The following is a 10,719-nucleotide window of genomic DNA, read 5'->3' on the forward strand; positions in this document are numbered from 1 at the left end:
ATCATTGCCATATCAGCGTTATCACCTAAACGGTTACCAAGTTTAATAATTCTTGTGTATCCTCCTGGTCTGTCTCCTACTTTAGGGGCAACATCTCTAAATAATTCTGCAACAGCTTCTTTTTGTCTTAAACGAGACATAACAATACGTCTGTTATGTGTTGTGTCTTCTTTAGATTTTGTTACTAAAGGCTCCACAAATTGTTTTAAAGCTTTAGCTTTAGCTACTGTTGTGTTAATACGCTTGTGTTCAATTAAGGAACAAGCCATATTGGCCAACATTGATTTTCTGTGAGCTGTTTTTCTCCCTAAGTGGTTTGTTTTTTTTCCGTGTCTCATGACATTTTGTTTTAATCACCATCTTGCTACAACCCTTTATAGAGCAAAATATGATGTATTAATCTTTATCTAATTTATATTTTGAAAGATCCATTCCAAAGTTTAACCCTTTCACATTAACAAGCTCTTCAAGCTCTGTTAAGGATTTTTACCAAAGTTACGGAACTTCATTAAGTCGTTTTTGTTAAAAGATACTAAATTCTAAGGTATCTACTTGCAGCTTTAACAGTTAAGCGCACGAACAGACAGATCCATATCAACCAATTTGGTTTTAATAGTTGTCTCATGTGAAGGGATTCTTCATCATAAGTTTCTGTTTGAGCTATCTCATCAGCTTCAAGGGTTATTCTTTCATCAGAGAACAACATGAAGTGATGGATTAATGTTTTTGCAGCTTCTGTTAAAGCATCTTGAGGTGTGATGGAACCGTCAGTAATGATTTCGAAAACCAATTTTTCGTAATCTGTTTTTTGTTCCACACGATAGTTCTCAATGCTGTACTTAACATTTTTTATAGGTGTGTAAATTGAATCTGTAAAGATGGTTCCTATAGGAGCAGAAGCTTTTTTGTTTTCTTCTGCTGGAACGTAACCTCTACCTTTTTCAATAGTAATTTCCATATTGATATTTACTTTAGGATCTAAATTACAGATTACAAGCTCTGAATTTAATATTTGGAATCCTGAAATAAATTTTTGAAAATCACCAGCTGTTATTTGATTTTGTCCTGAAGAGATATTGAGACAATTCGCTGTCACATCTTCTGTTGTCTTTTTGAAACGTACTTGTTTTTAAGTTTGAAATATTTCAGTAACATCTTCAACAACGCCAGCAATAGTAGAAATTCATGATCTACACCTTCAATTCTAACCGAAGTGATTGCAAATCCTTCTAGAAAGAAAGTAAAACTCTTTAGAGCATTTCCAACTGTTAATCGTAACCAGGTTCTAAGGACGAAATTCAATTTTCCTTAAAATCGGTTGGATCAATGATGATTACTTTGTCGGGCTTTGAAAATTAAATGCATATTTGCATTTGTATCAGTTATTATTTAGTATAATTCGACGATGGTGTTCGTTTATGTTTCTGGAATTTAATTCTAGCAGGTACAAAGCAAGTACCTTCTTTCTTTTCGGTATTCAAAATAATCCATTCGTAAACTTGGCAGATTTGATAAAGATTTATCGATAGCTTCAAGCGATTTTGATTTTTCTCTTGTAACAACATCTCCAGGTTTTAGGTGGTAAGATGGGATGTTACAATTTCTCCGTTTACTGTAATGTCTGTGGGACATAGTTGTCTAACACATTTCTTGAGGATATTCCCATTCTAAAAACAATTGTCAATCTGGACTCATAATTGTAACAATACTTCCCCTGTAATTCCAGGAGCAGCAGTTGCTTTTTTAAACATGTTTCTGAATTGCTTTTCCAACACACCATAAGTGTATTTTGCTTTTTGCTTTTCCATTAACTGGATTGCATATTCAGATTTTTTTCCACGACGCTTGTTTGCACCATGTTGACCTGGAGGATAGTTTCTTTTCTCAAAAGACTTATCTTCTCCATAAATAGCTTCACCAAACTTACGAGCTATTTTAGTTTTAGGACCAGTATATCTTGCCATATTAAATTTGTTATGAGAGTGGTTATGAATTAAGGTCTTAATCTTATCCTTCGATAACCGTTATCCTCTTATTAATACTTGATTGTTTTTATAATTTGCAAATTTAAACATAAAAATTAATACCAACTATAATTTAATTATAATTGATATTAATTCTAAATTATGAGTAAATTATACTCTTCTACGCTTTGGAGGGCGACATCCATTATGAGGTAATGGAGTAACGTCGATAATTTCAGTTACTTCAATTCCAGCATTATGGATAGAACGGATAGCAGATTCTCTACCGTTTCCTGGTCCTTTTACGTAAACTTTAACTTTTTAAGTCCGGCTTCTTTAGCAACTCCAGATGCATCTTCCGCAGCTAATTGAGCAGCGTAAGGTGTGTTCTTTTAGAACCTCTGAATCCCATTTTACCAGCAGATGACCATGAAATAACGTCACCTTTCTTATTTGTTAAAGACACAATAATATTGTTAAAAGAAGCAGTAATATGAGCTTCCCCAACCGCGTCTATTATAACTTTACGTTTTTTGTGCTTTTAGTATTTGTCTTTGCCATACTACTTATTATTTAGTTGCTTTTTCTTATTAGCAACTGTTTTTCTTCTACCTTTTCTAGTTCTAGAGTTGTTTTTAGTACGTTGTCCTCTTAATGGAAGACTAGCTCTATGACGGATCCCTCTGTAACATCCTATGTCCATTAATCGCTTAATGTTCATTTGAGTTTCAGAACGTAATTCACCTTCAATAGTAAAAGTTCCAACAGCTTCACGGATTGCTCCAATTTGATCATCTGTCCAATCTTGTACTTTGATGTTTTCATCAACTTTAGCCGTTGATAAAATTTCTTGAGCTCTACTTCTACCTACACCATAGATGTAAGTTAATGAAATGACTCCTCTTTTCTGTTTCGGTATGTCTACTCCTGCAATTCTTGCCATAATTATCCTTGTCTTTGTTTGAATCTAGGATTCTTTTTGTTAATGACGTAAAGTCTACCCTTTCTACGCACGATTTTACAATCTGCACTTCTTTTTTTAACTGATGCTCTTACTTTCATCGTAATTAGTATCTATAAGTTATGCGAGCCTTACTTAAGTCGTAAGGGCTCATTTCTAATTTTACTTTATCACCTGGTAACAACTTAATGTAATGCATACGCATTTTACCAGATATATGTGCAGTCACAATGTGACCATTTTCTAATTCTACACGAAACATCGCATTAGATAATGCTTCAATAATTGTTCCGTCTTGTTCTATTGCTGCTTGTTTTGCCATAGTATAATAATTAAGCTACTGCCTTTCTATTTTTACCCGTTTTCATCAAGCCATCATAGTGTCTATTTAACAAGTATGAATTTACTTGTTGCATAGTGTCAGTGCAACTCAACCAAAATTAATAATGATGTACCACCAAAAATAAGGCCCATCAGATTGTACGTTTAAGAACTTAACTATAAATGCTGGGAACACAGCTAGTGCTAAGAAAATAGAACCTGGTAAGGTAATTTGTGACATGATTATCTAGATACTCCGAAGTTTCAGATCCTGGGCGAATGCTGGGTTAAATCACCACTACGTTTTAAATCATCAACCATTTTATTCGTTGGTACTGTAATCGCCGTATAAAATAAGTAAAAACTATAATTGAAAGCGGCAACACATTATTACAGTCCGAAAATGTCTGAGAAATTAGCTTGCATCCATTGACCAGTAGAGGTACCTTCTAAGAAAGAAAACTTCCAATAAGTCCAGGAACAAACATAATTGCCTGAGCGAAGATAATTGGCATCACTCCAGAAGCATTAAGCTTAAGAGGATAAACTGTCTAGCACCAAATACATTTTTCTCATAACCACCAGTTACAGATCGTCTTGCATACTGAACAACTATTTTCTAACACCATTACTAACATTACACATGCTAAAATAATTGCTAACCAAGTACAAATTCGAAAAGAATCATCATTACGTTATTTCAGTTCTATTCTAGACACTGCATTTTGTAAAAATGACTTTGGCATTGTTGCGATAATACCCACCATAATTAATAATGAGATACCGTTACCAATTCCTTTATCTCCATAATTTTTCCTTATAACCACATCGCGAAGATACTGTAACTAAGATCACTATAGAAGAAATAGAATACCCCACCTTGACCTAATAAAGCCGATTCAGGGATTCCAAACATGGTACTTAAACTTGCTAAATAACCAGGCGCTTGTACTAAACAAATTGCAATGGTTAACCATCTAGTAATTTGAGTATTTTTTCGACCACTCGCTCCTTCTTTTTGTTGGTTTGTAAATACGGAATAGCAATTCCCATTAACGAACTACAGTAAGAGATATATAAGGCATAATACCTAATGCAAATACGAAGCATTAGCAAAGCTCCTCCTGTAAGGCGTTTAGTAACCCCATTATACCATTCTCGGTACCTGTTTTGCAAGTTTTAACTGTTGACATCGATTCCTGGTAAAACGATTTGGGCTCCAAAACAGTAAACTAATAATAGACCAAGTGTAACTATGATTCTATTTCTTAGTTCTTCAATTTTTCAAACATTTTTTAAAGTCTCTATAAATTTCATACTCTAGTTGGTCTTATAAAGTTACAGCTTCTCCACCAGCAGCTTCTATTGCAGCCTTTGCTGAAGCAGTAAATTTATGAGCTGTTACATAAGTTTTGCTTTTAATTCTCCACGTCCTAAAATTTTAACTAGTTCGTTTTTACCAACAATCCTAAATTCACAAGAGTTTCAAAGTCTAATGTAGTTTCGATTTTTTCTCATCAGCTAATTTCTGTAACGTATCAAGTTAACACCTTGATAGTCTACTCTGTTGATATTTGTAAAGCCAAACTTAGGTACACGTCTTTGAAGTGGCATTTGCCCTCTTCAAATCCTACTTTCTTAGAATAACAGAACGAGATTTAGCTCCTTTGTGACCCGTGTTGCCGTACCCCTTTTCCAGAACCTTGTCCTCTACCTATTCTCTTACCTTGAGTTTTAACTGAACCTTCTGCAGGTTTAAATTACTTAAATCCATTTTCAGTATTGTTTTAAGCTTCCTCAACAGAAACTAAGTGATTTACTTTTCTTACCATTCCTAGTATACTAAGTGTTTTCGTGCTCTACAGTTTGCCCAATCTTTGAGACCTAAAGCTAATAAAGTTTGCTTTTGACTTTTAGTACAATTGATTGCGCTTTTAACTTTTATTACTTTATTTTTGCCATTGCTTTAAATATTAACCGTTAAAAACTTTTTCTAAGAAATTCCTCGTTCACGAGCAATTGTGTCGCATCTCTTAACTGTAATAAAGCATCAAATGTTGCTTTTACTACGTTATGTGGGTTTGATGAACGAGATTTAGATAAACAATCATGTACACCTACTGCCTCAAGAACTGTTCTTACAGCTCCACCAGCGATAACCCTGTACCAGGTGCTATGAGTGTAATGTTTGCTCTCGCTCCACCATACTTCCCTTTTTGTTCGTGTGGTAATGTTCTTTTCACTATTGGAATACGAACTAAGTTTTTCTTAGCGTCTTCGATACCTTTAGCAATTACTAGCTACATCTGATTTCCCTAAACCGTATTCTACACCTGCCTCGTCTCCTACAACACTTGCTGAGAATCCAGCTCTACCTCCTAGTTCTTTTGTTACTCTTTGTACACAATTAAATGATCTTTAGATCTAATCCATGGTTTACTAACCACTTTTGTATTTATGATACATAATTTCTTAAATTTAAGTCCTGCTTCTCTAGCTCCTTCAGCTAATGATTTTACTCTACCGTGATATAAATAACCACCTCTATCAAAGTGATTGTCTCTACACCTGCTTTTAAAACTTTTCAGCAACTGACTTACCTACTAAGCAGCTATTTCAGATTTGCTTCCTGTTGCAGTACTAATGTCTTTATCTCTTGAAGATGCTGCACTGATAGTTTTGCAGATACGTCATCGACTAATTGAGCATAAATTTCTTTATTACTTCTAAAAACAGACAATCTTGGCTTTGATTCCGCACCAGAGACAATTTTGCGAATTCTGTTTTAATTCTTATTCTTCTTTCGTTTTTGTTAGCACCATAACTTAATTATTAAGCTGATTTACCTGGCACTGTTAACTCTTCACCTACAATTTAATTCCTTTTCCTTTGTAAGGCTCTGGTGGTCTAATCCACGGATTTCCATACGTTGTCCACCAATTGCTTATCGTAAAGTTAATTTAATAATTGGGTTTACCTTTATCTGAAACTGTTTCAACGTACTTCAGATGCTAAGCTCATAACGATGTTATGAGAAAAACCTAAACTAAATCTAGTTTTGACCTTGGTGACTTGCTCTGTAACCAACACCAACTAGTTCTAGTTGTTTAGTCAACCTTTAGATACTCCTTCTATCATATTGTTAACTAAAGATCTTTATAAACCGTGTTTGGCTTTGCGATCTTTAGACAGATGGACGTGTAACTTAACTTTCTTCTTCTACCTTAACCTCACAGCATCGAAATTCTGAGTTAATTCTCCAATTTCCCTTTTACTGTGATGACGTTATCTTTTACTTCTACAGTAACTCCTTCTGGAATTACTACTGGATTGGCTCTATTCTTGACATTTCTTCTCCTTTTAGATTATTAAACGTAACATAAAACTTCACCACCAACGTTTTCTCTTTGACGCGCTTACCAGTCATTACCGTGAGATGTAGATACGATAGCAATACCAAGACCGTTAAGAATACAATGGTAATTCGCTTGAACTAGAATATTTACATCGACAGGTTTACTTATTCTGGATCTTTCTAATCTGGAGTTCTTTTGTGTCTTTATTGTACTTAAGGGCTATTTTAATGGTTCTTGTACTTTTTAAATACGAACTTGTAACTTAAAATATCCTTGATCGAATAATATTTTAGTAATGTCCTTTTAAATTTGATGCAAGTTTCAACTACTCTGTGGTTAGCACGCACTGCGTTTCTAACTCTATTATGATAATCTGCAATTGGATCTGTATACATATGTATTGATTTGCGGACTTGGTTTTAAGCGTCGTTGCTTAAACCTTAGCCCAATTTATAATTTTACCAGCTTGCTTTCTAACTCCTGGTATTAAACCTTGGTTCGCCATTTCTCTAAACATAACGAGAGATACCAAGGTACGCATGTATCCTTTTGGTCTTCCCGTTAACTTACATCTATTGTGTTGACGTACCGGAGGGCATTTTTTGGCAACTTTTGTAATGCTTCGTAATCGCCAGCTGCTTTTAAGCTTTACGTTTCTCTGCATGTAGCTACTGTTTTAGCTCTTTCACCTCGCGGGCTTTCATTGATTCTTTAGCCATAACTTAGTTTTTTGAAAGGTAATCCTAATTCAGTTAATAATGATTTAGCTTCTTTGTCTGTATCGGCTGTTGTTACAAATGTAATATCCATTCTGATTTTATTAACTTTGTCAATGTTATCTCTGGAAAAATAATTTCTCAGTAACTCCTAAATTGTAGTTACCTCTTCCGTCAAATCCAGTCGCTTTAATTCCATTAAAATCTCTTACACAGGTAAGCTGAAGTGATTAAACGGTCTAAAAAGTCGTACATTTTTCACCACGTAAAGTTACTTTAGCGCCAATTGGCATTCCTTTACGTAATTTAAATGTTGCAACATCCTTTTAGATAACGTTGCTATAGCTCTTTGTCCTGTTATAGTTGTTAATTCCTCAACTGCGTGATCAACTAATTTTTATCTGCTACTGCCTTTCAACTCCTTAGATAATACTATCTTAGTAAGTTTTGGTACTTGTCACATTACTATAACCAAATTCTTCTGTAAGAGCTGCAATTACTTTGCTTTTATACTCTTCTTTGAGTCTAGGTGTATATGCCATAACTATATTACTTCATTAGATTTTTTAGAAAATCTTACTTTCTTGTCTCCTTCTACTCTAAAACCTGTAGCTTCTCCTTTCGAAGTGACAAAGATAGGTTAGAGATTTGAATTAGACTTCTTTTTCAGCAATTCCTCCTTGCGGATTTTGTGCGCTAGGTTTGGTATGTTTTTACCATATTAACACCTTCAACGATCGCTTTGTTCATATCTGTTAATACCTTTTGTACTACACCTTCAGATCCTTTGTGATCATATTACTTTACGGTATCCCTGATTTTATTTTAAGCTTTGTCATCTTTTTATCAATTAAAGCACTTCTGGTGCTAATGATACAATTTTCATGAATGTTTATCACGAAGTTCTCTAGCAACCGGTCCGAAAACACGTGTTCCTCTCATTTCCCCTGTTGGTTTAAGTACACAAAGCATTATCATCGAATCTAATAAGATCCATCTGGACGTCTTACTTCTTTCTTAGCGAACAACTACTGCTGTTGAAACTGCTCCTTTTTTAATGTTTCCATTAGGGTAAATTCTTTAACTGTAACAACAATTTTGTCTCCTACAGAAGCATATCTTCTTTTAGTACCACCTAGAGCACGTATTGTTAATACTTCTTTTGCTCAGTGTTATCTGCTACTTTTAGTCTTGATTCTTGTTGTACCATAATTACTTCGCTCTTTCAATTATTTCAACTAATCTCAACATTTAGTTTACTTAAGGTCGTGTTTCCATGATCTTTACTGTATCTCAATATTACAGTCGTTTGTTTCATCGTGTGCAACATATTTCTTTGTTTAACACGAATTTATTACATAAGTGTTTTACTTTTCGCTACAACTACAATTTTTGCATCTTGTTACTAGTAACTACTCTATACGTTCTTTTCTTAAGTTTCTTTTTTCCATCATTAAGCAGAATTATTGTAATTCTCTTTTAGTTATTTCTGTTGCCAATCTCGCTACATCGTCTTACAGAGCGTAATTGAATTGGGTTCTCTAAAGAATATTGCATGTGCCATTTTTAGGTCTGAATAACTCTTTTTGTTTCACTAAGTTTCTCTTGTTCAGCTACAGATAATTCTTTAATTTCTGATTGTTTCATAATATCAAATAAATTATGCTTCGTAATCTCTAGCGATTAAAAACTTTGTTTTTACAGGTAATTTTGAGCCGCTAAACGTAAAGCTTCTTTAGCCACGTCTAATGGTACTCTCCTACTTCAAAAAGTATTCTACCTGGCTTAACTACTGCTGCCCAATATTCTACTGCTCCTTTACCTTTACCCATACGCACTTCTAGGGTTTCTTTGTAATAGGCTTGTCTGGAAATATTTTAATCCAAAGTTGCCTCTCTTTTCATATGACGAGTAGCTGCAATACGAGCTGCTTCTATTTGACGCGACGTTAAAAAACTCGAGTCTAGTGATTTATTCAAGGTTCCGTTTGAAAGTTGGTGTCCTCTACAGAGTTCCCTTCATACGGCCTTTTGCATTTACGAAATTTTTGTTCTTTTAGGCTGTAACATTTTCTCTTTTCTTTAAAAATTACTTTCTACGACGAGATTGGTTTTATTGTTTCCACCTGTTCGTACCTTTTCCTTGCTTCTTAGATAATCCAACAAGAGGAGAAAGCTCTCTTTTACCATATACTTCACCTTTCATGATCCACACCTTAACACCTAATCTACCATAAGTAGTATGTGCCTCAACAAGTGCATAATCAATATCGGCTCTAAAAGTTGATAAAGGAATACGTCCTTCTTTGTAGTGCTCAGAACGTGCCATTTCAGCACCATTTAAACGACCACTAATCTGGATTTTAATTCCTTCAGCGTTCATACGCATTGTTGCCGCGATAGCCATTTTTATTGCTCGTCTGTAAGAGATTCTGGTCTCAATTTGACGGGCAACACTAGCAATGGGTCAAGCTCAGGTCTTTTGATTTCAAAAATATTAATCTGAACTTCTTTACCAGTAATTTTCTTAAGCTCTTCCTTTAACTTGTCTACCTCTTGACCGCCTTTACCAATAATGATACCTGGACGAGCCGTAGTGATAGTAACGGTTACAAGTTTAAGTGTTCTCTCGATAATTACTCTACTTACACTAGCTTTAGATAAACGCGCGTGAACGTATTTTCTGATCTTATCGTCTTCGGCAAGTTTATCACCATAATCGTTTCCTCCATACCAGTTAGATTCCCATCCTCTGATAATCCCTAAGCGATTTCCGATTGGATTTGTCTTTTGTCCCATATCTATCTTAGCTTTGTGTATTATTGTTAGCTCCTACCACGATAGTCACGTGGTTTGAACGTTTTCTTATTCTGTGTGCACGACCTTGTGGTGCTGGACGTAATCTTTTTAACATAGATCAGCCATCTACTCTTGTCTCTTTTACAAAAAGTTCTGCTTCTTCAATGCTTGCGTCTTCGTTTTTAGCTTGCCAGTTAGCGATAGCTGATACTAACAAGGTCTCTAAACGATTTGAAGCTTCTTTAGAACTAAACTTTAAAATGTTAAGTGCTTTTTCTACGCGTTCACCTCTTACTAAATCGGCTACTAAACGCATTTTTCTCGGTGATGTAGGACAGTTATTAAGCTTTGCAAAAGCGATGTGCTTTTTACTTTCCTTAATAGCGTCTGCCATTTGTTTTTTACGACTTCCCATAGCTTACTACTTTTTACCTTTATTTTTAGCACCAGCGTGACCTCTAAAAGATCTTGTTGGTGAAAATTCTCCTAACTTGTGACCTACCATGTTCTCTGTTACGTAAACAGGTACGAACTGGCGACCGTTATGCACTGCGATTGTTTGTCCAACAAAATCCGGTGTAATCATACTAGCTCTAGACCAGG

General features: G+C 34.9%; 6 protein-coding genes and 17 pseudogenes. All 23 read right to left on the minus strand.

From position 1 onward, the window contains the following. On the minus strand, positions 1–338 hold a 338-nt coding region (rplQ, locus tag ACN5J3_RS13745; protein ID WP_418512114.1), incomplete at its 3' end, for a 50S ribosomal protein L17. Positions 339–396: 58 nt separating this feature from the next. Beyond that, a pseudogene (locus tag ACN5J3_RS13750) lies at positions 397–1,331 on the minus strand (DNA-directed RNA polymerase subunit alpha). Positions 1,332–1,385: 54 nt separating this feature from the next. Continuing rightward, positions 1,386–1,964, minus strand: a pseudogene (rpsD, locus tag ACN5J3_RS13755) (30S ribosomal protein S4). A 171-nt stretch (positions 1,965–2,135) separates the two neighbouring features. Further along, positions 2,136–2,484, minus strand: a pseudogene (gene rpsK / locus ACN5J3_RS13760) (30S ribosomal protein S11). Positions 2,485–2,526: 42 nt separating this feature from the next. Then, positions 2,527–2,907 (minus strand): 30S ribosomal protein S13, encoded by a 381-nt coding sequence (gene rpsM, locus ACN5J3_RS13765; RefSeq protein ID WP_417857767.1) that lies wholly within the window; start codon positions 2,905–2,907, stop codon positions 2,527–2,529. Positions 2,908–2,909: 2 nt separating this feature from the next. Next, entirely contained in the window at positions 2,910–3,026 is a 117-nt protein-coding gene (ykgO, locus tag ACN5J3_RS13770; RefSeq protein WP_013305171.1) for a type B 50S ribosomal protein L36, read from the minus strand. Positions 3,027–3,031: 5 nt separating this feature from the next. Then, positions 3,032–3,247, minus strand: a complete 216-nt coding sequence (infA, locus tag ACN5J3_RS13775; protein ID WP_028289261.1) for a translation initiation factor IF-1 — start codon at positions 3,245–3,247, stop codon at positions 3,032–3,034. Positions 3,248–3,257: 10 nt separating this feature from the next. After that, a pseudogene (locus ACN5J3_RS13780) lies at positions 3,258–4,527 on the minus strand (preprotein translocase subunit SecY). A gap of 49 nt (positions 4,528–4,576) precedes the next feature. Then, a pseudogene (gene rplO, locus ACN5J3_RS13785) lies at positions 4,577–5,020 on the minus strand (50S ribosomal protein L15). Positions 5,021–5,080: 60 nt separating this feature from the next. Further along, the gene (locus tag ACN5J3_RS13790; protein ID WP_418512116.1) at positions 5,081–5,191 is read right to left on the minus strand and encodes a hypothetical protein; all 111 of its coding nucleotides are present in this window, start codon (positions 5,189–5,191) and stop codon (positions 5,081–5,083) included. Positions 5,192–5,219: 28 nt separating this feature from the next. Then, positions 5,220–5,708: pseudogene (locus ACN5J3_RS13795) on the minus strand (30S ribosomal protein S5). A 12-nt stretch (positions 5,709–5,720) separates the two neighbouring features. Beyond that, positions 5,721–6,042, minus strand: a pseudogene (gene rplR / locus ACN5J3_RS13800) (50S ribosomal protein L18); the annotation flags it as partial. 36 nt (positions 6,043–6,078) lie between these two features. Beyond that, positions 6,079–6,566, minus strand: a pseudogene (locus tag ACN5J3_RS13805) (50S ribosomal protein L6). A gap of 48 nt (positions 6,567–6,614) precedes the next feature. Further along, positions 6,615–6,997: pseudogene (gene rpsH, locus ACN5J3_RS13810) on the minus strand (30S ribosomal protein S8). Positions 6,998–7,035: 38 nt separating this feature from the next. Beyond that, positions 7,036–7,321, minus strand: a pseudogene (locus ACN5J3_RS13815) (30S ribosomal protein S14). Next, positions 7,314–7,860, minus strand: a pseudogene (gene rplE / locus ACN5J3_RS13820) (50S ribosomal protein L5). The pseudogenes ACN5J3_RS13815 and rplE overlap by 8 nt, the downstream one beginning before the upstream one ends. 2 nt (positions 7,861–7,862) lie before the next feature. After that, positions 7,863–8,157: pseudogene (gene rplX, locus ACN5J3_RS13825) on the minus strand (50S ribosomal protein L24). An 11-nt stretch (positions 8,158–8,168) separates the two neighbouring features. Next, positions 8,169–8,528, minus strand: a pseudogene (gene rplN / locus ACN5J3_RS13830) (50S ribosomal protein L14). A 2-nt stretch (positions 8,529–8,530) separates the two neighbouring features. After that, positions 8,531–8,769 (minus strand): annotated as a pseudogene (locus ACN5J3_RS13835) (small ribosomal subunit protein uS17). A gap of 209 nt (positions 8,770–8,978) precedes the next feature. Next, positions 8,979–9,387, minus strand: a pseudogene (gene rplP / locus ACN5J3_RS13840) (50S ribosomal protein L16). A gap of 43 nt (positions 9,388–9,430) precedes the next feature. Then, a pseudogene (gene rpsC, locus ACN5J3_RS13845) lies at positions 9,431–10,116 on the minus strand (30S ribosomal protein S3). A 7-nt stretch (positions 10,117–10,123) separates the two neighbouring features. Continuing rightward, positions 10,124–10,531, minus strand: a pseudogene (gene rplV / locus ACN5J3_RS13850) (50S ribosomal protein L22). A gap of 6 nt (positions 10,532–10,537) precedes the next feature. Beyond that, the coding region (gene rpsS, locus ACN5J3_RS13855) for a 30S ribosomal protein S19 (protein ID WP_418512115.1) at positions 10,538–10,719 on the minus strand (182 nt) is incomplete at its 5' end.

This window comes from Corallibacter sp., from assembly GCF_048381695.1.
In the GTDB taxonomy this organism is placed as follows: Bacteria; Bacteroidota; Bacteroidia; order Flavobacteriales; family Flavobacteriaceae; genus Corallibacter; species Corallibacter vietnamensis.